The sequence below is a fragment of the Serratia sp. A07 genome (genome assembly GCF_058725505.1).
The window spans coordinates 22964-49457 of sequence record NZ_JBZXDO010000012.1 but is presented as its reverse complement, the minus strand read 5'-3'; the positions used below and the strand labels follow the sequence as shown (position 1 = coordinate 49457).

Annotated in this window: 21 protein-coding genes; 3 read left to right on the top strand and 18 right to left on the bottom strand. The window is 58.7% G+C overall.

Going from position 1 to position 26494, the window contains the following annotated elements; all coding sequences use genetic code 11:
• Positions 1-295 precede the first annotated feature (295 nt).
• From wecG to trxA, 14 genes are all read right to left on the bottom strand, one after another.
• Complete coding sequence (wecG, locus tag AC4PR2_RS14125; protein ID WP_060424217.1) at positions 296-1036, bottom strand: lipopolysaccharide N-acetylmannosaminouronosyltransferase; 741 nt, start codon at positions 1034-1036, stop codon at positions 296-298.
• Between the two features lie 14 nt (positions 1037-1050).
• Complete coding sequence (wzyE, locus tag AC4PR2_RS14120) at positions 1051-2418, bottom strand: ECA oligosaccharide polymerase (protein WP_087762624.1); 1368 nt, start codon at positions 2416-2418, stop codon at positions 1051-1053.
• Positions 2415-3500 (bottom strand): TDP-N-acetylfucosamine:lipid II N-acetylfucosaminyltransferase, encoded by a 1086-nt coding sequence (locus tag AC4PR2_RS14115; protein ID WP_102985100.1) that lies wholly within the window; start codon positions 3498-3500, stop codon positions 2415-2417. The genes wzyE and AC4PR2_RS14115 overlap by 4 nt, the downstream gene beginning before the upstream one ends.
• The gene (gene wzxE / locus AC4PR2_RS14110) at positions 3497-4747 is read right to left on the bottom strand and encodes a lipid III flippase WzxE (RefSeq protein WP_048232375.1); all 1251 of its coding nucleotides are present in this window, start codon (positions 4745-4747) and stop codon (positions 3497-3499) included. The genes AC4PR2_RS14115 and wzxE overlap by 4 nt, the downstream gene beginning before the upstream one ends.
• 1 nt (position 4748) lies before the next feature.
• A complete protein-coding gene (gene rffA, locus AC4PR2_RS14105; RefSeq protein ID WP_060441216.1) occupies positions 4749-5879 on the bottom strand; it encodes a dTDP-4-amino-4,6-dideoxygalactose transaminase in 1131 nt (376 codons plus the stop codon).
• On the bottom strand, positions 5866-6597 hold the full coding sequence (gene rffC, locus AC4PR2_RS14100; protein WP_159318821.1) for a dTDP-4-amino-4,6-dideoxy-D-galactose acyltransferase: 732 nt from the start codon (positions 6595-6597) through the stop codon (positions 5866-5868). The genes rffA and rffC overlap by 14 nt, the downstream gene beginning before the upstream one ends.
• Positions 6575-7456 (bottom strand): glucose-1-phosphate thymidylyltransferase RfbA, encoded by an 882-nt coding sequence (gene rfbA / locus AC4PR2_RS14095; protein ID WP_060441218.1) that lies wholly within the window; start codon positions 7454-7456, stop codon positions 6575-6577. Before rfbA ends, rffC begins: the two co-directional genes overlap by 23 nt.
• Positions 7457-7504: 48 nt before the next feature.
• Positions 7505-8578, bottom strand: coding sequence for a dTDP-glucose 4,6-dehydratase (gene rffG / locus AC4PR2_RS14090; RefSeq protein WP_492175256.1), 1074 nt, complete (start codon positions 8576-8578; stop codon positions 7505-7507).
• Entirely contained in the window at positions 8569-9831 is a 1263-nt protein-coding gene (gene wecC, locus AC4PR2_RS14085; RefSeq protein WP_060441219.1) for a UDP-N-acetyl-D-mannosamine dehydrogenase, read from the bottom strand. The genes rffG and wecC overlap by 10 nt, the downstream gene beginning before the upstream one ends.
• Positions 9828-10958, bottom strand: coding sequence for a non-hydrolyzing UDP-N-acetylglucosamine 2-epimerase (wecB, locus tag AC4PR2_RS14080; protein WP_060424231.1), 1131 nt, complete (start codon positions 10956-10958; stop codon positions 9828-9830). The genes wecC and wecB overlap by 4 nt, the downstream gene beginning before the upstream one ends.
• 85 nt (positions 10959-11043) lie before the next feature.
• Positions 11044-12096, bottom strand: a complete 1053-nt coding sequence (gene wzzE / locus AC4PR2_RS14075; RefSeq protein ID WP_029988858.1) for an ECA polysaccharide chain length modulation protein — start codon at positions 12094-12096, stop codon at positions 11044-11046.
• Positions 12097-12116: 20 nt separating this feature from the next.
• Positions 12117-13214 (bottom strand): UDP-N-acetylglucosamine--undecaprenyl-phosphate N-acetylglucosaminephosphotransferase, encoded by a 1098-nt coding sequence (gene wecA / locus AC4PR2_RS14070; RefSeq protein ID WP_004934192.1) that lies wholly within the window; start codon positions 13212-13214, stop codon positions 12117-12119.
• 296 nt (positions 13215-13510) lie between these two features.
• Positions 13511-14770 carry a transcription termination factor Rho gene (gene rho, locus AC4PR2_RS14065; protein ID WP_004934188.1) on the bottom strand — a complete coding sequence of 420 codons (1260 nt, stop codon included), beginning with the start codon at positions 14768-14770 and terminating at the stop codon, positions 13511-13513.
• A gap of 400 nt (positions 14771-15170) precedes the next feature.
• Positions 15171-15497 carry a thioredoxin TrxA gene (trxA, locus tag AC4PR2_RS14060; RefSeq protein ID WP_004934187.1) on the bottom strand — a complete coding sequence of 109 codons (327 nt, stop codon included), beginning with the start codon at positions 15495-15497 and terminating at the stop codon, positions 15171-15173.
• A 131-nt stretch (positions 15498-15628) separates the two neighbouring features.
• Between trxA and rhlB the strand changes: the two genes are divergently transcribed.
• Together rhlB and ppx are read left to right on the top strand one after the other, a co-directional pair.
• Positions 15629-16915: an ATP-dependent RNA helicase RhlB gene (gene rhlB, locus AC4PR2_RS14055; protein WP_060424233.1), complete on the top strand. Its 1287-nt coding sequence runs from the start codon at positions 15629-15631 to the stop codon at positions 16913-16915.
• Between the two features lie 5 nt (positions 16916-16920).
• On the top strand, positions 16921-18417 hold the full coding sequence (ppx, locus tag AC4PR2_RS14050) for an exopolyphosphatase (protein WP_047729463.1): 1497 nt from the start codon (positions 16921-16923) through the stop codon (positions 18415-18417).
• 178 nt (positions 18418-18595) lie between these two features.
• Here ppx and rep read toward each other — a convergent pair whose 3' ends face one another.
• The gene (rep, locus tag AC4PR2_RS14045; RefSeq protein WP_197803958.1) at positions 18596-20620 is read right to left on the bottom strand and encodes a DNA helicase Rep; all 2025 of its coding nucleotides are present in this window, start codon (positions 20618-20620) and stop codon (positions 18596-18598) included.
• 109 nt (positions 20621-20729) lie between these two features.
• Here rep and ppiC point away from each other — a divergent pair, with 109 nt between their 5' ends.
• Complete coding sequence (gene ppiC, locus AC4PR2_RS14040) at positions 20730-21011, top strand: peptidylprolyl isomerase PpiC (protein ID WP_004934175.1); 282 nt, start codon at positions 20730-20732, stop codon at positions 21009-21011.
• A 25-nt stretch (positions 21012-21036) separates the two neighbouring features.
• On the opposite strand, the gene AC4PR2_RS14035 is transcribed toward ppiC, so the two are convergent.
• From AC4PR2_RS14035 to hmsP, 3 genes are all read right to left on the bottom strand, one after another.
• Positions 21037-22539, bottom strand: a complete 1503-nt coding sequence (locus AC4PR2_RS14035; RefSeq protein WP_197803959.1) for an insulinase family protein — start codon at positions 22537-22539, stop codon at positions 21037-21039.
• A 260-nt stretch (positions 22540-22799) separates the two neighbouring features.
• Complete coding sequence (locus AC4PR2_RS14030) at positions 22800-24086, bottom strand: dicarboxylate/amino acid:cation symporter (protein ID WP_038874048.1); 1287 nt, start codon at positions 24084-24086, stop codon at positions 22800-22802.
• A gap of 272 nt (positions 24087-24358) precedes the next feature.
• Positions 24359-26365 (bottom strand): biofilm formation regulator HmsP, encoded by a 2007-nt coding sequence (hmsP, locus tag AC4PR2_RS14025; protein WP_492175255.1) that lies wholly within the window; start codon positions 26363-26365, stop codon positions 24359-24361.
• Positions 26366-26494: the final 129 nt, after the last annotated feature.

The following is a 26494-nucleotide window of genomic DNA, read 5'->3' as shown; positions in this document are numbered from 1 at the left end:
AAAGAATAAATCATCCCCTGCCGATCGGGTTGGCATCAACGGGTAGTCGGAGCGAAGTTACCGTGAGAGGGACATCGTTCAGCGCTGTCGCATCAGGCTTCAGCGGCCAGGGATAATTTCCGGGCGGTATCGTTTCGCATTTCGCCGCTATAAGCAAACCGCAATTTAAAACTTTATGGAATAAATGCAGCGGCGTTTAGGGCCGGGGGTTATAGATATGCGGGAGAAACGTGCAAAAGCAGATTATTGGTACAGCAGACCGGAGCGGAACAGCACTTTCCGCCCCGGATGAAGGTTACATCTTGCCGCTGTAGTAGTAGCCGACAAACTTCAGCAGCTTCAACTGTCGGCCGATGCGGCTGGGCTGGCTGAGCAGGCGGTAGAGCCATTCCAGACCGAGGTTCTGCCACACCTTGGGCGCACGCTTCACATGGCCGGTAAAGACGTCGTAGGTGCCGCCCACGCCCATGTACAGCGCCTGCGGATGCACCTTGCGACAGTCACGCATCAGAATTTCCTGCTTCGGCGATCCCATCGCCACCGTCACGATAGCGGCGCCGCTGGCACGAATACGCTCGAACAGCGCCTCTCGCTGATCCGGTTTGAAATAGCCGTCCTGGCTGCCCACCAGGTTGACATTCCATTGGCTGCGCAGCTTTTGCTCGGTTTCCGCCAAGACCTCGGGCTTGCCGCCGACCAGGAAGACCGGCGTGCCTTCACGGCCGGCGCGCTGCATCAAGGCTTCCCACAGATCGGCACCCGCCACGCGCGAAACGTCCGCCGCCGGGTATTTGCGGCGAATCGAACGCACCATGCTGATGCCGTCGGCGTACTTGTACTCCGCCTCATCCAGCAACGCATGCAGCGCCGGGTCCTCTTCCGCCTTCAGGATCTTTTCCGCGTTCATGGCTACCAGCGTGCCCTGTTTTACCCGGCCGCCGTCGAACAAAAAGTCCATGCAGTGCGCCATATCGCGAAAGCCCCACAGGCTGAAACCGCGCAGCTCATACTGCGGCACCGAAATCTTTGCTTCCATCGTTCTCATTACCCTTACAAAAGACCGTTCGCCCGAGGCACAGACGCCAGCGCGCGGGCGCGCGTCACTCTGGCCTTGATCAGCCCGGCGGTATCGAACAGCCAATACAGCAACTTCGCCAGCACCAGACAGGCGCCGAAAATAATGCAGAAAAACACCACGCGCGACACGAAAGAGTCTACCCCTTCACGCGCCAGCACGATGATGTTGAACACCGCACCGAAGCAGAAGCCCTGCAGAATGGCCGCCTTATAGCGGTTCGGTTCGGTTTTGCCCAACTCATACAGCCAGTCGAACCACTTGATGATCATGCCCACCAGAATCGCGCCGAGCGGAATAAACAGCGCACCGCCCATCACCACCAGTGAACCGATCAGCGTCGGGGAAATCGCCAGCCCGGAGTGATTGTTCAGCACTTCCCAGGTGAAATAGTTGGCCGAGTTCAGCACCACGTCCGGCCGGCCCGGCCATAGCCAGGTTGGAATAAAGACGTAGAAATCACGCACGATCGGCGCCAGACCCTGGAAATCGATCTTGTCGTAATTTTGCAGCAGCAGCGCCAGGTTTTCCCACGGCGAGAAGGTATCGCGGGTCAGGTAGAGGAAGGTATAGAACGCTTCCGCGCCGCTGACGTCCAGGCTGTAGCGCTTCAACGCCAGCCAGAACATGCCGACCACGCCGAATATGCCCGCCGCCGCCAGCATCCACAGCGTGATCCAGCCGCGCACGATGCCGATAAACAGGAACAGCGCGAAGGCGATGATGATGTTGGCGCGGGTGCCGCCGACGATCACGTAGGTCAGAATACCGAACGCCACCGTCGCCACCAGGAACAAGAACCAGGCGCGCAGATCCTGCCGCAGGAAATAGACCACCAGCATCGCCGGAATGAAGAAGTAGAAGAACCGCTTGAGCGCCACGCCGGACACGTCGCTGGAGAAAATCTGGCTGTAAGAATTGAGCTTGAACAGCAGGAAGCCGTTCTGCATGAAGAAGATCCCAACGGTACCGATCGCCACCAATGCCAGCAGCACCCAGGTCATATGAGTCTCTACCCGGTTCATGGTAAACAGCGCCGCACGCGGCTCTGTGCGGCGCTTGCGCAGTCGGGTCTTGTAGGTGACGTAATAGATGGCGTAAAACGCCGTCGCCGACAGCAGGGCGTACAGCAGAAACTCCACCGGCACCACCTCGACGTCAAACTGGAACACCAGCAGGCAGGTCAAAGGAAAACCGAAATAGAACGTCAGCAAATACAGCAGCGAGAAGAAGACGTTGAAGTTAAAGCGCACGCGCCGAAACTCCTGGTAGGTCAGCGTCAGAATAAACGTCAGGCTGACCAGATAGACGACAAACAGGCCGCCGAATTGCGCCAACGTCATGAGTGCTCTCCCGCCGCCAACGCCAGGGCTTGCTGCCAGCCGTCGACATAGTTCGGATTGAAGAAGGCGATCGCCTGTTTATCCACCGCCGCCAGCTGACGCTGCGCTTCGCGCACCACCGCCTCGTCCAGCGAATCGCCGTAGAACAGCACCGGCAGATGCTGTTCCGCCAAATCCTGCCAGAACGGGTTTTGCCGGCTGAGCACGAAAGGCACGCCGAACTGAATCAGCAGGCACAGGGTGCCAATCCCCTGCTGGCGATTGAAAATGAAATAGCCCAGATCGCAGGCGCGTAAAATATTGAGGTAGTCCTCAAACGCCACCTGCTGCGTGAGCAGCTGCAGGTTTTTCTCGCCGAACAGCGGCAACCCGGCGGCGCGCACCTGCTCGATGTAGGCATCGTTGTTGGCCGGATAACCCATCGGCAGGATCACGCGCACGTCGGCGCCGAACTGCTGATGAATCGCCTGCAGCGCTTCGATATGCCGATTGCTGCGATCGCCGGAGTTGCCCACCAGAATCGTCATCGGCCCGGCCAGGTTTTTCTCGACGTGAACGTCGGTCAGCGCCGGATCCATGCGGGTCGGGAAGTACAGCAGCGAGGCCGGCACCCGCGCATGGCGCTGCTGGTAGTGAATCACGTCGCCGCGAGTAGCAAACACGTTCCCTACTCGCCCCTGCGCAATGCGGCGCAGCAGATAGAACAGCCGGAATTTCCAGCTGGTGGCGTCTTCATACAGATCGGCACCCCAAATATGCCAACTGACCTGACGCGCCTTGATCTTGCCGCTCAGCAGCGCCAACCACAGCCCCGGATTGAACTGGCCGTGCAGGAAGAAGCGCGCATCGCGATCGGCCTGGGCACGGGTGATGACCGCCGCCGCCAGGCTTTTCTTGTCTGCGTAGGGCTCAATGTTCAGGGCGGGGAAATCACCCAGTGCCGCCACATCCTCGGCCGCCACCATAAAATGCCGCGTCTGCTCAGCTGGCAAACGCGGCGCCAGCACGTCGTTGAAGAAGCGCAGCACCGTCTGGTTATGATGCGGGATATCGGATCCCAGAACGTGAATCAGTGTGGTCATACTCGTCTACGATAAATAAGGAACACGCAGCTACAGAGCGCGAAATACACGATGTAGGTTGCCATATAGGCCTGAGCCGCCCCCAACGCGCCGTGCAGCGGGATCAGCCAGTGCGAGAACAGCGTCAGCAGCAGAAACTGGCTGACTTCCGTCAGGATATAGAAGCGCAGCGACGCTTTGGCGATCACCAGATAGCCGAACACATAGGCCCCGACTTTCAGCACGTCGCCCACCAGCTGCCAGGCAAACAGATCGCGCATGGCGACAAACTTGTCCGAGAACAGCAGCCAAATAGCGAAATCGCGCAGCACCCAAACCGTAAAGCTCGCCGCCGCTACCGCCGGCAGCACGAATTTCAGCGAACGCACGATCTCCCGTGAGATGGCGCCCTTGTCCGTCAGCCGCGACAGCGTCGGCAGCAAATAGACGGTAAACGAAGCGGTGATAAACTGCAGATAGGCATCGGAAATGCTGCTGACGCCCTGCCAAATCCCCACCTCATCCCAGCCGTAATGGGCGGCCAACAGGTTACGCATCATTACGTAGGCCACCGGCAGCGTCACCGACGTGATCAACGCCATGAGGGTGAATTTGCCGAGATTGCCGGCCACGAGTTTGTCCCAACGCGGCGCCAGATAGCGCAGCGGCAGCGTTTTGCGCCGCCACAGCATCAGCCCGGCAGGCAATACCACCAACGCCGGCACCAGCGCCAGCCCCGCCAGCGCGCCTTCATAGCCACCCAGCTTAAAGCACAGGTAATAAGCCACCACGCCAATCAGGCTGCCGCCGATCACCGCCAGCGCATTGCCCATCGCATCGCGATAGCCTTTCAGCACCGCCATGAACAGGTTGGCGTAGGCGATCCCCATCTGAATGAAGGCGACGGCGCGCACCACATCAACGTAATCGGCATGCCCGAACAGCCCGATGCTGATCGGTTCGGCGGCGAACAGAAACACCAGCGCCAGCAAGGTCGAAAAACCCAGCACGATGCTCGACGCAGTGCCTACCGCCAGACGCAGACGCTGCGGATCCTGGTGGTACTCCGCCACGTATTTGGTGATGCCGTTAAAAATACCCGCGCCGGACAGCACGCCCAGCACGGTAATCAACTGGCGGAAGTTACCCGCCTGCCCCACCCCGCTGGGGCCAAACGCCACCGCCAGCAGCTTCACCACCAACAACCCCACGCCGATTTTGATCAGCGTGGAGCCGGCGGTCCATATCGATGCTTTTGCCAGCGACATATCAGGCAAAGAAGCTCAGGATGGTATTGATTACCGTGCGCTGATTGACATCGGACATATTGTAGAACAGCGGCAAGCGCACCAGGCGCGCGCTTTCCTGCGAGGTGTAACGGTCTTCGCCGGCAAAGCGACCAAAACGTTCGCCGGCCGGGCAGTCATGCAGCGGGATATAGTGGAACACCGCCATGATCTCGGCTTCCTTCAGGTAGTCGATAAAGGCCGTGCGATCGTCGATATCCCGCAGCTTGATATAGAACATGTGCGCATTGTGCCTACAATCTGCCGGTATGCTCGGCAGCTCGATGCGGCCGGCCTTCGCCAACGGCAGGAAACTGTCGTAGTACTTCTGCCACAGCGTCAGGCGGCGCTGGTTGATGCGTTCCGCCACTTCCAGCTGGCCCCACAGGTAGGCGGCCTGCAGGTCAGACATCAGATAGCTGGAGCCGATGTCGCGCCAGGTATATTTGTCGACCTGACCACGGAAGAACTGGCTGCGGTTGGTGCCTTTCTCGCGGATGACTTCCGCCCGATCGACCAGAGCCGGATCGTTCACCAGCGTCGCACCACCTTCGCCGCCGGCGGTATAGTTTTTGGTTTCATGGAAGCTGAAACAGCCGATGTGGCCGATGGTGCCCAATGCCTTGCCTTTGTAGGTTGACATCACGCCCTGCGCGGCGTCTTCCACCACGAACAGGTTATATTTCTTCGCCAGCGCCATGATGGTATCCATCTCGCAGGCGACGCCGGCGTAGTGCACCGGCACGATCGCGCGGGTTTTATCGGTGATCGCCGCTTCGATTTTGGTTTCATCGATGTTCATGGTATCCGGACGCAGGTCGACGAACACCACTTTAGCCCCGCGCAGCACAAAGGCGTTGGCGGTAGAAACGAAGGTAAAGCTCGGCATGATCACTTCGTCACCCGGCTGAATATCCAGCAGGATGGCGGCCATTTCCAACGACGCGGTGCAGGAAGGCGTCAGCAACACTTTCGCGCTGCCGAAACGCTGTTCCATCCACTGCTGGCAGCGGCGGGTAAAGCCGCCGTCGCCGCATAGCTTGCCGCTGCCCATAGCAGCCTGCATATATTCCAGTTCAGTGCCAACAACCGGTGGAGCGTTAAATGGAATCATGTCTACCTCTGTATAACCAGTACGCGGTGCTTTCAATCACGGCACCCTGTCGTTGATAGAGTCGTAATGCGGCGATATTGCTTATCTGGGTCGCGACCCGCAGGCGCTGCATACCTTGACGTCGACATTCGGCGATCGCCGCCGTCATCAGCCGAGTGCCAATGCCCCGGCCGGATACGCCGGGGAAAGCCGCCAGCAGGCCGATACGCATTTCCTGGCCGCCAATGTCACGCAGGCTGACAAAGCCTTCGGGTTGCCCCTGGTTGTCCAAAGCCAACAGGCACTGATGATCGAACGTGCCTAAAACGGCCTTTTCAATCCACAAAGCATAAAACCGGCCGCTGTCATCAGGTTGATACCAAGGTGCGCGAAAACGGCTGACGGTGAACGCCTGAGCCGCCGCGGCACGCAATGCCGGGATATCGGACTCGGTTGCCAGACGGGAAGTCTCGGCTCCGTCGCCGGGTTCCGCCGCTCGTTCACGCTCAAGAGCCAGGACCAGATCGACCTCACCCTCAACCAGACGAAATCCCAAGCCGGCGAGGCCATCCGCCAATGCCAGTTGCTGCGCGGGAATTTTTGCCTGCACCAGGGCATAAGCCGCCAAGTCGGCTTCGGCAAGCGCCGGGGCCGAGGAGGAGAAGCCGAGTTTCGCGCTGTCTAGCGCGAAAAACTCGCTTTCCCACGCCAAAGGCTCAATAGTGGCGTGGACGCACATGCAGCAGGTCCAACAAATACTTGCCGTAGCCCGTTTTGGACAATGAGGTGGCGGCGCGTTTCAGCCCCTTGTCATCCAGCCAGCCGTTACGCCAGGCGATCTCTTCCAGACAGGCGATTTTAAAGCCCTGGCGCTTTTCTACCGTCTGCACGAAGCTGCTGGCTTCCAGCAGGCTGTCGTGAGTCCCGGTGTCCAGCCAGGCGAAACCACGCCCCAACAGCTCGACGGTCAGTTCACCGCGCTCCAGATACATCTGGTTGATGCTGGTGATTTCCAGCTCGCCGCGTTCGGAAGGCTTCACCTGCTTGGCAAACTCCACCACCTGGCTATCGTAGAAGTACAGGCCGGTCACCGCCCAATCGGATTTCGGTTTCTTCGGCTTTTCTTCGATCGACAGCGCGCGGAAATTTTCGTCAAACTCCACGACGCCAAAGCGTTCAGGATCCATCACCTGATAACCGAACACGGTGGCACCTTCGGTGCGAGCCGCGACGGTTTTTAATTTCGGGCTGAAAGATTGGCCGAAGAAGATGTTATCTCCCAACACCAGGCAGCAAGAATCGCCGTTGATAAACTCCTCGCCGATCAGAAACGCCTGCGCCAAACCTTCCGGCTTAGGCTGCGCAGCGTAGCTGAGATTGACGCCGAACTGTTCGCCGTTACCCAACAAACGCTCGAAGGACGGCAGATCTTCCGGGGTCGAGATGATCAAAATGTCACGGATCCCCGCCAACATCAGTACCGACATCGGGTAATAGATCATCGGCTTGTCATAAATCGGCAGCAGTTGCTTGGACACGCCACGAGTAATCGGATGCAGACGCGTACCGGAACCGCCAGCCAGAATAATACCTTTCATACTTACTCCAAAACCCACCGCGCCGGCGCAAAGCGGCGCGGCGTTAAATTAATCTGACAGCCCCAAACGCTCACCGGCATAAGAACCGTCTTGCACCCGGCGCCACCAGGTTTCGTTAGCCAGATACCAGGCCACCGTCTTGCGAATGCCGCTTTCGAAGGTTTCCTGCGGCCGCCAGCCCAACTCACGATCGATTTTGCCGGCGTCGATGGCATAACGCATATCGTGGCCCGGGCGATCCTTCACGTAAGTGATCAGATCGCGGTAGTTCGCCACGCCCTGCGGCTTGTTCGGTGCCAGTTCTTCCAGCAGATCGCAAATGGTCTGCACCACTTCGATATTCTTGCGCTCGTTATGGCCACCGATATTGTAAGTTTCGCCCACCACACCTTCGGTCACGACCTGATACAGCGCGCGCGCGTGATCTTCGACATACAGCCAGTCACGCACCTGCGCGCCGTTGCCGTAAACCGGCAGCGGTTTGCCGGCCACCGCATTCAGGATCACCAGCGGGATCAGCTTCTCCGGGAAGTGATAAGGGCCATAGTTATTCGAACAGTTGGTCACGAGAGTCGGCAAACCGTAGGTGCGCAACCAGGCACGCACCAGATGATCGCTCGACGCCTTGGAGGCGGAATACGGACTGCTCGGCGCATACGGCGTGGTTTCGATAAACAGATCGTCGGTACCGTGCAAGTCACCGTACACTTCATCGGTGGAGATATGATGGAAACGGAAAGACTGCTTCTTCTCCGCCGCCAACGGCTGCCAGTAATGGCGCGCCGCTTCCAGCATAGTGTAAGTGCCAACCACGTTGGTCTCGATAAAGGCCGCCGGGCCGTCGATAGAGCGATCGACGTGGCTTTCCGCCGCCAGGTGCATCACCACGTCCGGCTGATACTGGGCAAATACCCGATCCAGCTCGGCGCGATCGCAGATGTCGACCTGCTCGAAAGCATAGCGCTCGCTATCAGCCACCACCGCCAAAGACTCGAGGTTACCGGCATAGGTCAGCTTATCCACCACCACCACGCTATCGCCGGTGGCCTCAATGATGTGCCGCACGACTGCGGAGCCAATGAAACCGGCACCACCGGTAACTAAAATACGTTTCAACGCCATACTCCTTTGGTATCAACAACCCATGTTTGTTTTACATCTTCCGGCCGGATGGCCTTGAACTGCTGGTGATCGACCAACATCACGATCACATCGGCCTGCTGCAACGCCTCAGCGATTGGCGTCAACGTCACATGGCCCGCCAGCGACTTCGGCAGCTGTTCGACGTTCGGCTCCACCGCCAGCGTTTCGCCGACGTGCCATTCGGCAATCAGATGTGCGACCTCGACCGCCGGGCTTTCACGCAGATCGTCGATATTCGGCTTGAAGGCCAGGCCGAAGCAGGCAATTTTGACCTCGGACGCGCGCTTGTCGGTGGCGGCCAGGCAATCGGCCACCGCCGCTTTCACCCGGTCGACCACCCACAGCGGTTTACCGTCGTTCACCAGGCGAGCGGTGTGGATCAGGCGCGCCTGCTGCGGGTTCTGCGCCACGATAAACCACGGATCGACGGCGATGCAGTGACCGCCGACGCCCGGCCCCGGCTGCAGAATATTCACCCGCGGATGGCGGTTCGCCAGGCGGATCAGTTCCCAGACGTTGATCCCCTGTTCGGCGCAGATCAACGACAATTCGTTGGCAAAAGCGATATTCACGTCGCGGAAGCTGTTTTCCGTCAGCTTGCACATCTCGGCAGTGCGCGAGTTGGTGATCACGCATTCGCCCTCGAGGAAAATCTTGTACAGCGCGCTGGCACGTTCCGAACACTTCGGCGTCATGCCACCGATCACGCGGTCGTTTTGAATCAGTTCCACCATGACCTGCCCCGGCAGCACGCGCTCCGGGCAGTAGGCGATATTCACGTCCGCCGCTTCGCCCGCTTGTTGCGGGAAGCTGAGATCGCTGCGCGCCTGCGCCAGCCATTCCGCCATCTGTTCGGTGGCACCCACCGGCGAGGTGGACTCAAGGATCACCAGATCGCCCTTTTTCAGCACCGGCGCCAGCGATTTCGCCGCCGCTTCGACATAGGCCAGATCCGGCTCGTGATCGCCCTTGAACGGCGTAGGCACCGCGATCAGGAACGCATCGGCCGCCAGCGGTTTGGTCACCGCCTGCAGGAAACCACCGTCGACGGCGTCCTTGACCACTTTGTCCAGATCCGGCTCGACGATGTGGATCGCACCGCGGTTAATGGTATCTACTGCATGTTGGTTAACATCTACACCCACCACTTTTTTCTTGCGGGAAGCGAACGCCGCCGCCGTTGGCAAGCCGATATAACCCAGGCCGATAACCGAAATAGTGTCAAAACTCATAGTGTCACCTGATGATTCTTTAAAGCTTCGAGGATACGCTGGCAGGCATGCCCGTCACCGTATGGGTTGTGCGCCCGACTCATCGCGTGATATTCGCTTTCGTCCGTCAACAGCCGGGTCACCGCTTCAACAATTTTGGCTACATCGGTACCGACCAGGCGTACCGTGCCCGCATCTATCGCTTCCGGGCGTTCGGTGGTGTCGCGCATCACCAGCACCGGTTTGCCTAACGATGGCGCCTCTTCCTGAATACCGCCGGAATCGGTCAGGATCATATAGGCCTGGGTCATCAAATAGACAAACGGCAGATAATCCTGCGGCTCGATCAGCATGACGTTGTCGATGCCTTTCAAGATGCGATTCACCGGTTCACTGACGTTCGGATTGAGATGCACCGGATACACTACCTGCACTTCCGGGTGGTTGCGGGCAATCTCCGCCAGCGCGCTGCAAATTCGCTCAAAGCCGCCGCCAAAACTTTCGCGGCGATGGCCGGTGACCAGAATCAGTTTCTTGTCGGCGTCGAGGAACGGGTAACGCTGCGCCAGGCCAGCCTGCAGCGCGGCATCGCTCATCACGCGGTCGCGCACCCAGAACAACGCATCGATCACCGTATTGCCGGTCACGAAAATACGGTTGTCCGGCAGCAGTTCGCGCAGCAGATTCTGGCGCGAGTTTTCGGTTGGCGCAAAATGGTACATCGCCAGATGGCCGGTCAGTTTGCGGTTGGCCTCTTCCGGCCAGGGAGAATACAGATTGCCGGTGCGCAGCCCGGCTTCGACATGCCCGACGGGGATGCGTTGATAGAACGCCGCCAGACTGGTCGCCAGCGTGGTGGTGGTATCACCATGCACCAGCACCACGTCCGGTTTGAAGTCTTCCAGCACCCCTTTCAGCCCTTCCAGGATGCGGCAGGTGATTTCCGTCAGCCCCTGACCGGGTTTCATGATGTTCAGGTCGTAATCCGGCGTAATCTCAAACAACCGCAATACCTGATCCAACATCTCACGATGCTGTGCCGTTACGCAGACTCTTGCGTCAAAGGCCTCATCCTGGGCCAGTGCATGTACCAGCGGCGCCATTTTAATGGCTTCCGGCCTGGTGCCGAAAACAGTCAACACTTTCACAGCGAATCTCTTTTGGTCGGTTAATCGCAGGCCCCGCCTGCGAATGGGGCGCTCACGCGCCCTGCATCAGATTAGTATATTATTTTTAACTACGCGGCCGACGCGCCAAGGCAACACCCGCGCCAACCAAAGCGCCCATCGCACCCCACAGAATCAGCCAGAAGACCCGGCGTGGGCTGTCGCGTTTTACCGGCTCTTCCGGCGTACGCAAATAGCGATAGGTCTGGAACTTCTCATCCAACGTTGGGCCAACGTTCAGCGTCGCCAGCATCGCGCGGTTCTGATCGTAATCCAGGTCATAGGTCGGGCCGGAAGCCTGTAGGCCTTCCAGACGCGCCTGCAGCATTGGCCGGCCCAGCAGGAACAGATCCGAATCCGGCAGTTGCTCGGCCGGGGTGTCGGTTTGCGTGCGGCTTATCCCCTGGCTCTCGGCGATTTTCAGCGCCTGCTGCGTGGTGTTCAGCTCACGCTTGTAAACCGACTCCGCCACCGCTTCCTGACGTTTGACCTGCGCCTTCATCGAGGTGGTGCGGGCGGCCCACGCCCCCTGGATCTCTTCGTTCAGGTGCAGGGCTGCGCGGTGGCTGGCGAAGGCCACGTATTGACGCAGCAGGCGGTTGGCGTCGGCGGCGGTTTCCGCCGTCAGCTTCACGCCGTCGTTCGGCACTTTCTTGTCGTCGCGCGGCGTGAACAGGATGTTGTTGATCAGCTCGTCGAGCAACGCCGCATCGGCGCGGGCATCCCCTTCCTGACGCTGCTTGTAGTAATCGCTCTGCAGCCAGAAATCGCGACGCGTATCGTAAGCCGCCAGCTGCATGATGAACTCATTGTACGCTTCATCCGCGATGCTCGGCTGATCGCCGGCCGTCGCCGGCAGCGTGCGCACGTCCAGATTACGCAGGAACTGCTGCTGCGAGTAGTAACCGCCCAGCGCATTCACCGTCGGTCTGTCGGTGATGGCGGTCGCACTCCACTCTTGCTTAACCAGATAAGAGACGATCAGCGCGACCGCCGCGAACAGCACCGCAATGCCGATAATCCACGGTTTGCCGCGCCACAGGGTGCAGCACAGGCCGCGGATATCGAGTTCGTTATCCACCGCCGGGGTATGCTTGTCAGACGTTGTTTCTGGATTCATCACAGCCAAAAAGCCTCTGGTTAAGATACTTGCTTGTTATCGCTCGAACGCCGCAGGCGACGCTTGATACGCTTAATGTACCGCGCAACCCGCCAGGCGCGCTTGATGCAGTAACCGTACAGGAAGAAAGCAAGCAAGAATAATGCCAACATAACCCACTCTGGGATAAAAGTCAGGCGTTCGCCGATCACGCCAACCGCCGCCAGCAATGCGGCCGCCAGGGTGATCAACACGAAAGCCTGCCGCGGCGTAAAGCCGGCGCGCATGATCAGGTGGTGAATATGTTGACGATCGGGAGAGAAGGGGCTCATCCCCTTGCGTAAACGACGATACATGATTGCTATCATGTCCATCAGCGGAATAGCGATGATCCACAGCGCGGTCACCGGGTTAATCGAGTGTGCCTTTCCCTGCGAGCTTTGCAGCAGCAGCCAAATGGCGGTAAAGCCGATCAGGGTACTGCCGGCGTCCCCCATGAACACCTTATAACGGCGGCCAAGGATGCCGAGGTTGAGCAAAATATAGGGAACGATGGTGGCAATCATCGCAAAGCACCAGAACGCCAGCTCATGATGGCCGCTCAGGTACAGCAACAGGCCCAGCGCGCCGAAGGAGACGCACGACAAGCCCCCCAGCAGGCCATCGATGCCGTCGACCATGTTGAAGGCGTTGATCGCCGCCCATACCGCGAACAGCGTCACCAGATAGCCGAACGGCCCCAGCAGCATCTCCCAGTCGCCCAGCACATGGCCGAAGCTGCGCAGATAGAGGCCCGCGAACACCATCATGGCGATGCCGACCAACGCCTGCACCAGGGCGCGGATTTTAACGCTGATGTCGAAACGATCGTCGAGCGCGCCCACAAACACCAGAATGCCGGCGCAGGTAAGATAAAGCTTGGCGTGCGCGATAGGTTGTTCAGAAATCCAAAACGCGAAGCACAGCCCGGCATAAACGGAAATACCGCCGACCAGCGGAATCAGCCCCTGATGGCGTTTGCGATAATTGGGTTTATCTACCAGACCAATACGTTTTGCCGCCTTGCGGGCAACAAAGAGAAAAGCCAAAGAAAACAGGAAAACAAATAGAATTTCAGTACTCATAGTGAGTAAGTTCACAGTTAACAGATCTCTGTAGAAGATAAGGCAGCTTACCACGGGCAATAGCTTGTGCCATCGGCCCCCGCCACCTTTCGGTCATTTCCTATGACAACGGTGATTCATGCCTATTTTCTTCGCTTCGGCTGACAAAACGACAGCAGCAAAGCCGACCGGCGAGAAACCGACCGACAAACAAGATGAATTCTCAATAAGTCGAGGAAACAACTTACTTTTCCATTACTGCTACTTATCGTATCCGCCAAAAGCGAAAAACGCCACGACTAGGCGTGGCGTTCAGCGAATTTTTTAACGAATTATGAGCGTTTCATCATATCGAAGAATTCATCGTTGGTTTTAGTCATCGCCAACTTATTAATGAGGAACTCCATCGCGTCAATCTCACCCATCGGATGGATGATTTTGCGCAGGATCCACATTTTTTGCAGCTCTTCGGAGGTGGTGAGCAGCTCTTCTTTACGGGTACCGGAGCGGTTGTAATCGATCGCAGGGAATACGCGTTTCTCGGCGATTTTACGCGCCAGATGCAATTCCATGTTGCCGGTACCTTTAAATTCTTCGTAGATCACTTCGTCCATCTTCGAGCCGGTATCCACCAGCGCGGTCGCGATGATGGTCAGGCTGCCGCCCTCTTCCACGTTACGTGCCGCACCGAAGAAACGCTTCGGACGATGCAGGGCGTTGGCATCCACACCACCGGTCAGCACCTTGCCTGAGGCCGGTACCACGGTGTTGTAGGCACGCGCCAGACGAGTGATGGAGTCGAGCAGAATGATCACGTCTTTCTTGTGTTCAACCAGGCGCTTGGCCTTCTCGATCACCATTTCGGCCACTTGCACGTGACGCGAAGCCGGTTCGTCGAAGGTCGATGCGATCACTTCGCCTTTCACCAGACGCTGCATCTCGGTCACTTCTTCCGGACGTTCGTCGATCAGCAGCACCATCAGCACGCAGTCAGGGTGGTTGTAGGCGATGCTCTGCGCAATGTTCTGCAGCAGCATGGTTTTACCGGCTTTCGGCGGTGCCACGATCAGGCCACGCTGGCCGCGGCCAATCGGCGCCGCCAGATCCAGTACGCGCGCCGTCAGGTCTTCGGTCGAACCGTTGCCGCGCTCCATCCGCAGACGGGAATTGGCGTGCAGCGGGGTCAAGTTCTCGAACAGGATCTTGCTGCGGGCGTTTTCCGGCTTGTCGTAGTTGACCTCGTTGACTTTCAACAGGGCAAAATAGCGCTCGCCTTCTTTTGGCGGACGAATCTTACCGGAAATGGTGTCACCTGTGCGGAGGTTGAAGCGGCGGATTTGGCTAGGGGATACATAGATGTCGTCGGGACCGGCGAGGTAGGAACTGTCTCCAGAGCGGAGGAAACCGAATCCATCCTGCAATATCTCGAGCACGCCGTCGCCGAAGATATCTTCTCCGCTTTTCGCATGTTGCTTCAGAATGGAGAAGATAATGTCCTGCTTGCGCATGCGGGCAAGGTTTTCCAGCCCCATATTTTCGCCGAGAGTAATCAGCTCAGAAACCGGCGTATTCTTTAATTCGGTAAGATTCATAGTGGTGGGTTCTTAAACTCGGGGTATGTCTCGAACTTGTATCGTGAATGGTATGGCAGCGAGATGCGTGCCTGTTTACTGGACGTTCGATCACCGGGCGCAGAGCCGTCGCGGTAAGAAATGGCTTACATCGGGCGCACGCATTGACGGTTGAAGATCGAAGGTACCTTAAAAATGATTTTTGCAAAACCGTTTGATTGCCAAAACACGGGCTGAGTTCAGTTTACTTTCAACGCCAGTGGTTCGACACAGAGTATAGCTTTAGATTCAAACTCTTTAGATTTAAAACTTCGGGCAAGTTCTATATGCAGTGTGGTTAAACTTAACACGCTTCTTGGCAGGCGTCTAGCGGTGAATTGAACATCACCGCCAGGCGCCTGATACTGGGCTTCCCGCCCGATTACAGATTCGCGTTCAGGAAATCTTTGAGCTGACCTTTGGACAACGCGCCAACCTTGGTCGCGGCCACTTCACCGTTCTTGAACAGCAACAGCGTAGGGATACCACGGATACCGTACTTAGGCGCGGTAGCCGGGTTCTGATCGATATTCAGCTTGGTGATGGTCAGTTTGCCTTCGAACTCTTCGGCAATCTCATCCAGAATCGGAGCAATCATCTTGCACGGCCCACACCATTCAGCCCAGAAATCGACCAGGATCGGCCCTTCCGCTTTCAGCACATCGGCTTCGAAGCTGCTGTCAGTCAGGTGAATAATTTTATCGCTCATGTTCTACTCCACAGGATTATGTCTACCTTGTTGGTGTAGCATTAACCAACTCAAGGTGATTTTATTGCACCGCGTTTATTTCAACGGATGTGCTTTCGTAAAGCAATAGTTAGCTGATATTCTACCACACTATGAGCAAAACACACTTGACCGAACAGAAGTTTTCCGACTTCGCCCTGCACCCGTTAGTCCTTGAAGCCCTTGAGAAAAAAGGGTTTCACAATTGCACGCCCATCCAGGCGTTAGCATTGCCGCTCACGCTCTCCGGGCGTGACGTTGCAGGTCAGGCGCAAACCGGTACCGGAAAGACGCTGGCGTTTTTGGCGTCTACTTTTCACTATTTGCTGACTCACCCGGCGAAACAGGATCGCCAGACCAATCAGCCGCGCGCCTTGATCATGGCGCCTACGCGTGAACTGGCGGTGCAAATCCACTCCGATGCAGAAGCGCTCTCCCAGAGCACCGGCCTGAAACTGGGCCTGGCCTACGGCGGCGACGGCTACGACAAACAGCTGAAAGTGCTGGAAAGCGGCGTGGACATTCTGATTGGCACCACCGGCCGTTTAATCGATTACACCAAACAGAACTATGTCGATCTCGGCGCGATGCAGGTCGTCGTGCTGGATGAAGCCGATCGCATGTACGATCTCGGCTTTATCAAAGACATCCGTTGGCTGTTCCGCCGTATGCCTACGGCCGATCAACGCCTGAACATGCTGTTCTCCGCTACCCTGTCCTATCGCGTACGCGAGCTGGCCTTCGAGCAGATGAACAACGCCGAATATGTTGAAGTGGAACCGGAACAGAAAACCGGCCACCGCATTAAAGAAGAGCTGTTCTACCCGTCCAACGAAGAAAAAATGCGCCTGCTGCAGACGCTGATTGAAGAAGAGTGGCCGGATCGCGCCATCATCTTCGCCAACACCAAGCACCGCTGCGAAGACATCTGGGGCCATCTGGCCGCCGACGGTCACCGCGTCGGCCTGCTGACCGGTGACGTGGCGCAGAAAAAACGCCTGCGTATCCTCGACGACTTCACCAAGGGCAACCTCGATATCCTGGTCGCCACCGACGTCGCCGCGCGCGGTCTGCACATCCCTTCCGTCACGCACGTTTTCAACTACGATCTGCCTGACGACTGCGAAGACTACGTGCACCGCATCGGCCGTACCGGCCGCGCAGGCGCCAGCGGCCACTCCATCAGCCTGGCGTGTGAAGAGTACGCGCTCAACCTGCCGGCGATCGAGACCTATATCGATCACAGCATTCCGGTGAGCAAGTACAACAGCGATGCGCTGCTGACCGATTTGCCGGCGCCGAAGCGCCTGTCGCGTCCGCGCGGCGGCAACGGCCCACGTCGCAACTCCGCGCCTCGTCGCGGCGGCGCGCCGCGCAGCAACCGTAAACGTTCGAGCTGATCGCCATGCTCAGTTCCAGCACGCTTTATGCTGCCATCGATCTCGGCTCCAACAGCTTCCACATGTTGGTGGTGCGCGAGGTGGCCGGCAGCATTCAGACTCTGGCGCGGATCAAGCGCAAGGTGCGCCTGGCGGCCGGGCTGGATCAGAACAATCACCTGTCGCATGAGGCCATGCAACGCGGCTGGCAGTGCCTGAGGCTGTTCTCCGAACGCCTGCAGGACATTCCGCGCGAGCAGATCCGCGTCGTCGCCACCGCCACGCTGCGCCTGGCGTCCAACGCCGATGAGTTTCTGCAGGTCGCCGAGCAAATCCTCGGCTGCCCGGTGCAGGTGATCAGCGGCGAAGAAGAGGCGCGGCTGATTTATCACGGCGTCGCGCACACCACCGGTGGGCCGGATCGGCGGCTGGTCGTCGACATCGGCGGCGGCAGCACCGAACTGGTCACCGGCACCGGCGCACAGGCATCGCAGCTGTATAGTCTGTCGATGGGCTGCGTCACCTGGCTGGAACGCTACTTCAGCGATCGTAACCTTGGGCAAGAAAACTTCGAACGCGCCGAACAGGCCGCGCGCGAAATGGTGCGGCCGATCGCACCGCAGCTGCGCCAGCAAGGTTGGCAGATCTGCGTCGGCGCTTCCGGCACCGTGCAGGCGCTGCAGGAGATTATGGTGGCGCAAGGCATGGATGAACGCATCACCCTGCCCAAGCTGCGCCAGCTGAAACAGCGCGCCATTCAGTGCGGCAAGCTGGAAGAGCTGGAGATTGAAGGGTTGACGTTGGAGCGCGCGCTGGTGTTCCCGAGCGGCCTGTCCATTCTGTTGGCCATCTTCCAGGAGCTGGGCATCGAGAGCATGATGCTGGCCGGCGGGGCGCTGCGTGAAGGCCTGGTTTACGGCATGCTGCATCTGCCGGTGGAGCAGGATATTCGCATCCGCACCATCCGCAACCTGCAGCGTCGCTACCTGATCGACACCGAGCAGGCCGAACGCGTCAGCCAACTCGCCGCCAACTTCTCGCAGCAGGTCGCCAACGAGTGGCAGCTGGATGCGCGATGTCGCGAGCTGTTGCACAGCGCCAGTCTGATCCACGAACTCGGCCTCAGCGTCGATTTCAAGCAGGCGCCGCAACACGCCGCTTATCTAATCCGCCACCTGGACTTACCCGGCTTTACCCCGGCGCAGAAAAAACTGCTGGCCACCCTGCTGCAAAACCAGAGCAACACCCTCGACCTGTCGCTGTTGAACCAGCAAAACGCCCTGCCGCCGCGCACTGCGCAGCGTCTGTGCCGCATTTTGCGCCTGGCGATCATCTTCGCCAGCCGCCGCCGCGATGACACGCTGCCGGCGGTGCGGTTACGCGCCAATCAGGACGACGAACTGACGGTGATCTTGCCGCCGGGTTGGCTGGAACAGCATCCGCTGCGCGCCGAGGCGCTGGAGCAGGAAAGCCACTGGCAGAGCTACGTCCACTGGACGCTGCGGTTGGAAGAACAGCGTTGAAATGATCAGGGCGCGATGAGCGCCTGAAGGTTAATGGCAAACCTGATGACATTGCCAGGTTTACAGAAGACAGCATATAAAAAATAAGGAAAATCAATTCATTGATTTTCGGCTGATAACCTCAAAGGAGGAAAAACCACGCTTTTTCCTCCTTTGTCAGTAATCTAGCCCTGTCTTTTTAATTCCCGCCTTTGGCCTTGGCCAGCTGGGCGCGGATATTGGCCAGATGGCTCTGCCCCTTCTGCATCCGCTCCTGCGGGCTCACCACTTTGCGCTCGGTTTCCCACGCCAAATCGTCCTGCGGCAGTTCCAGCAGGAAGCGGCTCGGCTCCGGCCGCACCAGTTCGCCGTACTGACGACGCTCGCGGCACAGGGTGAAGATCAGCTCTTTTTGCGCGCGGGTGATCCCCACATAGGCCAGACGCCGCTCTTCATCGACATTGTCTTCATCGATGCTGCTCTGGTGCGGCAGCAGGCCCTCTTCCATACCCACCAGGAATACGTAGGGGAACTCCAGCCCTTTGGAAGCGTGCAGCGTCATCAGCTGTACCTGATCCAGCTCTTCTTCGCTTTCACCGCGCTCCATCATGTCGCGCAGGGTGAAGCGCGTCACCACCTGGGTCAGCGTCATCGGCTCGTCCAGATCGTTGCCTTCCAGCATCTCGGTCATCCAGCCGAACAGCGTGTTGACGTTCTTCATCCGCATTTCGGCAGCCTTCGGGCTGGTCGAGGTTTCAAACAGCCAGCTCTCATAGTCCACGCCGCGGATCAGATCGCGCACCGCCGCCACCGGCTCACGTTCCGCCTGCTGGGCGATACCGCCGAGCCAGTGGGTAAAGCGCTGCAATGACTCCAGCCCGCGCCCGGTCAAGTGCTGGCTCAGCCCCAGATCGAAACTGGCGTGGAATAAACTCTTGTTGCGCTGGTTGGCCCATTCGCCGAGCTTTTGCAGCGTCGCCGGGCCGATCTCGCGCTTGGGGGTATTGACGATGCGCAGGAAGGCGCTGTCGTCCTCCGGGTTGGTCAGCACGCGCAGGTAGGCCAGCAGATCCTTGATCTCGGGGCGCGAGAAGAACGACGTGCCGCCGGAAATCTTGTACGGGATGCGGTTCTGCATCAGCATCTTTTCAAACACCCGCGACTGGTGGTTGCCGCGGTACAGGATCGCATAGTCGCCGTAGTTGGTCTTTTTCACGAAGTGGTGGGCGATCAGTTCCCCCACCACCCGCTCGGCTTCGTGATCCTCGTTGTTGGCGGTCACCACTTTCAGCTCTTCACCATACCCCAGCTCGGAAAACAGCCGTTTTTCAAACACGTGCGGGTTATTGGCGATCAGAATGTTAGCCGCCTTCAGGATACGCTCGCTGGAACGGTAGTTTTGCTCCAGCTTGATCACCTGCAGCGCCGGGAAATCTTCCTGCAGCAGCACCAGGTTCTGCGGCCGCGCGCCACGCCAGGAGTAGATCGACTGGTCGTCGTCACCCACCACGGTAAAGCGCGCGCGGTTGCCCACCAGCAGCTTAACCAGCTCGTACTGGCTGGTGTTGGTATCCTGGTACTCATCCACCAGCAGATAGCGAATACGCTGCTGCCAGCGTTCGCGCACCTCTTCGTTGCGTTGCAGCAACAGCGTCGGCAACAGGATCAGGTCGTCGAAGTCCAGCACGTTGCACGCCCGCATATGGGCGTGGTACAGACCGTAGCAGTGGGCGAACAGCTTGTCGCGCTCCGAGCGAGCCAGCTCCGCCGCCCGCTGAGGATCGATCAGGTCGTTTTTCCAGTTGGAGATGGTCGAGATCAGCTGCGCCACCAGCGTTTTATCGCTTTCCAGCCATTTTTCGGTCAGCTCTTTCAACAGCGCCAGCTGATCCTGGTCATCGAATAGCGAGAAGTTGGACTTCATCCCCAACGCCACGTATTCCCGTTTGATGATCTCCAGCCCCAGGGTATGGAAGGTGGAAATCATCAGCCCGCGCGCCTCTTTACGCCCCAGGGTTTGCGACACGCGCTCTTTCATCTCGCGTGCGGCCTTGTTGGTAAAGGTCACGGCGGCGATGTGCCGCGCCTGATAGCCGCAGTGGTGGATCAGGTGGGCTATCTTGTTGGTGATAACGCGCGTCTTGCCGGAACCGGCACCGGCCAACACCAGGCAGGGCCCGGTAACGAATTCGACGGCTTGTTGTTGGCTGGGGTTTAATCGCATGGTGCTGGCTTGCTCGACTGTAAAACGTGGAAGGGAATTGTAGCAGAAAGCGCCGATGAGATTTAGCGGGTATAATCAGCGCAATTTTCGCATCGACAAAGGCATTACCATGGCAAAAACGGCGTGCGCCCTGCACATTCTGGTAGACAATGAAAAGCTGGCCAACGAGCTGCTGGCCAAGCTGAAGCGCGGCGTCAGCTTCGACACGCTGGCGCGCAAATACTCGAGCTGCCCGTCAAAACGCAACGGCGGCTCGCTGGGCGAATTCAACAAGGGCGCGATGGTGCCGGCGTTCGATAAAGCGGTGTTCAGCATCCCGCTGCTCAAACCTTACGGCCCGGTCAAAACCCAGTTCGGTTACCACATCATCAAGGTGCTGTACCGCAACTGAGGGGGCCTGAGCCCCCTGCTGTGCATTACTGCGCGCCGGCGTCCGTCGCCGGCGCAGCCACCGCGGTGTCGGCCGGTTTGGCTTCTTCCGTCACCACCGCCGGCGCCGGCATCATGATGCCGTCATAGGTTTCCTGCAGCTGCTTCATGCTCATTTCCGGCTCGCCCTTCGGCTGCATCAGCACCAGCGTCGCCTCCTGAGAAAGCTGCAGCTTCAGCGCCTGATTCAGCGTCTCCAGCGTCAGGCTGGACAGGAACTCCTGGCGCAGCTTCTGATACAGCTCCGGCGCGATATCCACCACCCCGCTCTGCTGCGAACGCAGGCGCTGGCTCATCAGCACGTCGGTATCGGTGCGGGCGTAGGTCGCGAACAGCTTGCTCAGCTGATCGTTTTTCTGCGCCAGCAACGCATCGAATTCCTCTTTGGACAGGCCGTTGTCACGCACGTTGGCCAGCTCGCGGGCGATAAAGCCCAGGCTGCCGTTCAGGTTGTTGTTCGGCGTATCCAGATGGATGGCGCACTGCCCGCGCTGGTACTGCACGCGGCAGTCAAAGCCCAGATGCAGGTTCTTCTGGTCACTTTTTTCCAGCGTCTGCTGGAGATGCCAGAACAGAGCCTCGCGGGCAAGATCGCCACGCCAGTAGCGGAGCAGGCTCTGCGAATCGCGAATCGGATGCCACGGCGAATCCCACATGATAGACAGCGTATCCTGCTTCACCTGCTCGTTGATCAGGCTTACCGGCTGCTGCGGCAGCGGCGTCAGCGTCGGCATCGGGGCCGGAGTTTCACGTTTGCCCTGCAGCGGCGAGAACGCCTTGTTGATCTGTTCGCCCAGGCTGCGGCTGTCCACCTTGCCGACCACGAACAGCGTCATGGCGTCCGGGGTATACCACTGTTGATAGAATTTCTTCAGCTGCTCGAGATTGACTGGCCGTTTCGCCGGCTGCGCCGGATCGTGCGCCAGCAGCGTCGAGCCTTTCAGGCGGTAACGCCACCAGGCGTCTTTGGTATTGGGCGGGAAAGTGCCGACCGGATTGATGCTGGAATTCATCACCGCGTGCACCGTATGCTCGTCGATCGCCAGTTTGCCGGTGGTGTCCGCCAGCCAGGCCAGCGCTTCTTTCAGCAGGTCGGGCCGGTTGTTCGGCAGGCTGAGGTTATACATGGTGAAATCATACGAGATGATCGCCGGCGGCAGCGGCCGCTCGTTATCCACGCTCTGTTGCCACAGGGCGCGCAGCTGCGGCGCGGTAAAGCTTTCGCTGCGCGCCAACGCCAGCCGCGGCAGCAGATGGGCGAAGCCGGTCTGCTGCGAAGACTCCACCAGGGAGCCGGTATTGACGATCAGCCGCAGTTCCACGCGGTCGCTTGGCCGCTGCGGCGTATCGAGAATCTGCCATGAAAACCCGTTGGCCAGCGACCCCTGCTGCCAGGCAGGATCGGGTTGTAGTGCTTCAGCCTGCACGCTGCTACTGGCGGCAGCCAATAGCAGCCCACCAACTATAAGATGAATTCTGGTGCCCTGCATGTGAACCCCTACTTAATGACTATCCAATTTCTTATGCAAATGCGTGTATTCCATTCAATGGAATCATAAAAATACGCCCTGAGTTTCACAGTGGGGCGGAAAGCAGAAAGTGTACCATCGTGTTAGACCGCGCGCCTTTGCGGATGTCACTCATTAGAGTGAAAAATAATAGATAGCGGGGTTTTTAATGCAAGAAATCGTTACGAGGCAGGGGGTTTCCCTCACCGGCCGCGGCTGCGGCCGGTGATTCGCCGCCAATATCAGGCGGAAGGCTGCGTTTTGTCCGCGCCGGCGTTTTTGTTGTTCAGCGTGTCTTTCAGCTGTTTCTCATCCAGTTGGTCACACCACTTCGCCACCACCACGGTCGCCACCCCGTTGCCCACCAGGTTGGTCAGCGCGCGGGCTTCCGACATGAAGCGATCGATGCCGAGGATCAGCGCCAGGCCGGCCAACGGCAGATGGCCGACGGCGGAGATGGTGGCGGCCAGCACGATAAAGCCGCTGCCGGTCACGCCCGCCGCCCCTTTGGAGGAAAGCAGCAGCACCACCAGCAGAGTAACCTGATGCATGATGTCCATGTGGGTATTGGTCGCCTGCGCGATAAACACCGCGGCCATGGTCAGGTAGATAGACGTGCCGTCCAGGTTAAAGGAGTACCCGGTCGGGATCACCAGGCCCACCACCGATTTCTTGCAGCCCAGCTTCTCCATTTTATCCAGCATGCGCGGCAACGCGGACTCGGACGACGAGGTCCCCAGCACGATCAACAGTTCTTCTTTGATGTAGTTGACGAATTTGAAGATGCTGAAGCCGTTGGCGCGGGCGATGCTGCCCAACACCACCACCACGAACAGGATACAGGTAATGTAGAAGCACACGATCAGCTGGCCGAGTTGCACCAGGGTGCCGACGCCGTATTTACCGATGGTAAACGCCATGGCGCCGAAGGCCCCCAGCGGCGCCAGGCGCATGATCATGTTGATGATGCCGAAAATCACCCGCGAGAAGCTGTCGATCACGTTGAAGATCAGCTGCCCTTTCTCACCCAGACGATGCAGGGCGAAGCCGAACAGCACCGCGAACAGCAGCACCTGCAGAATGTTGCCGCTGGCGAATGCGCCGATTACGCTGCCGGGAATGATATCCAGCAGGAACGGAATGATGCCCTGCTGCTGCGCCTGCTCGGCGTAGACCGCTACCGCTTTGGCGTCCAGCGTGCCGGGATCGACGTTCATGCCAGCGCCCGGTTGCACCAGGTTGACGATCACCAGGCCGATAATCAGCGCGATGGTGCTGACGATTTCAAAATACAGCAGCGCGATGGCGCCGGTGCGGCCCACCGCCTTCATGCTTTCCATGCCGGCGATGCCGGTCACCACGGTGCAGAAGATCACCGGGGCGATAATCATCTTGATCAGTTTGACGAAGCCATCGCCCAGAGGTTTCATCTCGGCGCCGAGGTCAGGGTAGAAATGGCCAAGCAGGATACCCAGCGTGATCGCCGTCAGCACCTGAAAATAGAGGCTCTTAAAGATTGTTGTTTTCATATGAACGTCCTATGGGGGGAAGACACGCACCAGGCAGCAGTCTAAACATCCAGCCTGTTCATCGCTTGCGCGGAAAATAACACCCACTTAACAACATGGAAATAATTTGTTGCACCCGCCCCACGGGGTTGATGTGAATTTAAGAGCTGAAACGCGTCAGTCTGGGTGCAAAGCTGAAAATTGCGTAAGCCTTTGTTTGCACTAACGCAAAAGAGGTAGGGAAAAAATGGCGATTTTCGGACGGGGAAAAGTACCGGAAAGGTAAGCGACGCTCACGGCGCCGCGCGGCAAAACTCGGCTTCGAACGCTTCGCGCGGCAGCGGCCGGGCAAACAGGAATCCTTGCCCGCTGCGAATGCCGTGCTTCAGCAGCCAGTCGCGCTGCTCGGCGTTTTCCACGCCTTCGGCCATCACCGGCAACGCCAGCACTTCAGAGATCGAGCTGACGATGCGCACCATCGCATCGTCGGCCGGCAGCCCTTGAATGAAACTGCGGTCGATTTTAATCAGGTCAATCGGCAGGGATTTCAAGCGGTTCAGGTACTCCAGGCTGGAGTAGCCCATGCCGAAGTCGTCCAGCGCGATCGACAATCCCAGATCGTGCAGCTCACGCAGCAGCGCCAACGCACGGTCGAGATCGTCGATGCGTACCGTCTCGGTGATCTCCAGCAGCAGCTTGCGCGGATCGATCCGATACTGCGCCAGCAGGTTTTTCAGATGCGGAACGAACGCCTCATCCTGCATCTGAATACCGGAAACGTTGACCGCCAGCGGCAGCTCAATGCCGCGTTGCTGCCAGTCCGCCAGGATACGGCAGGACTCTTCCAGCACCCAGTTGCCGAGGGGCACGATCACGCCCAGCTCTTCCGCGAGCGGGATAACGTCGGCCGGCAGGGTATAGCTGCCGTCATACTGCTGCCAACGCAGCAACGCTTCGGCGCCGATCACCTCGTTGGACTGCATGTCGATCTGCGGCTGCAGGAACAGCGTGAAATGCCGCTGTTCGATGCCGTGCAAGATCTCGCTCTCCTGCGTCAGCCGCTTCTGCGTGCGTTCCGTCAGGCTGGGTTCGAAGAACAGGATCTGATTTATTCCTTCGCGGTGCGCGGACATCATCGCCGAGGTCGCGCTGCGCAGCAGCTGTTCCGCACTTTCCCCCTGATTGAGGTAGTGCGCGATGCCGATGCTGGCGTTGGGCCGCAGCGCCAGCCCCTCCAGCGTCAACGGCGCGTTGATCTCCGCCATGATGCGCCGTGCCAGCTGCATGGCGTGGAACGGCCGCTCGGTGCCCTTGGCCAGGATGGCGAATTCGGTATTGCTCAGCTGCGCCAGCACGCCGTTTTCGTCGATGCAGCCGCGCAGCTTCTTCGCCAGCGCCAACAGCAACGCTTCACGCATCGCCGGGCTCATCACGCCCGAGGCCTCATGCAGCGTCTCGATGCCGATCACCAGCAGGTTAAAACGCTCGGGGCGCAGGCTGGAAGCGATATGCTGTTCCAGCAACGCGTTCAGCAACGCCGGATTCGGCAGTTCGGTCACCGGATGGCGGGTGCTGAGGCGGCTCATGTCGGCATGCGCCTTGGCCAGCGTCTGTTGATTGCGGTTGTAGTTGCGCACCAGCAGGCCGAGCTCGTCGTCCTGGTGCAGCGCCGGCAGCATTAGCTGGTGATAGGGCGCTTCGTCCTGCGAGATGTTTTCCAGCTCCTTGGCCATCGCGCGCAGCGGATGCACCATCAGCCGGTTCATGCACCAGGTGATGGCCACCGACAGGATCAGCGCCAGCAGCAGGTAGGTCGACAACATGGTCGACAAATTACTGAGGATAAACTGGTACATGCGGAACGAGTCGGCCTGCAGCACCAGATAGGCCAGCGGCTGCTGGTTGGCCGGCACCCGCTCCAGCGAATAGAGCGGTACGGAAATTTGGATCGGCAGTTCAAACAGCCGGGCGATCAGCGTCGGCACCGGCCTCTCAGGCGGGAAATTGGCGTGCAGCGCCTGAAACTCGTTCGGCAAGACGATATCCGCCCGGCTCAAAATGCCGACCGGCAGCAGCGTATTCAGCACCTTTTTGGCTTCCGGCACGTCCATGCGCAGCACCGCTTCCGCCAACGGCTGGCGCACGGAATGAGCGATATTCTCCAGTTGCTGGGCGTAGTCATCCCTGCGCTGCTGCACAAAGTGGAATAACTGGATCACGATAAAGATACAGATCGTGACCAGCGCCACGCCGGACACCGTCGCCATCTGCTTAATCGTTAACGAACGCCTGACCCGCAAACCTGCTCTCCGTGAAATCGGGCTGAAACAAAAAGGGGGCTGACTCTCACCCGCCCCCTCGAACCGGGCTGAGTATACTCGATCATCGGCTGTTTTAATCTGGCTATGCCGCAGGCAAAGCCAAGAAAA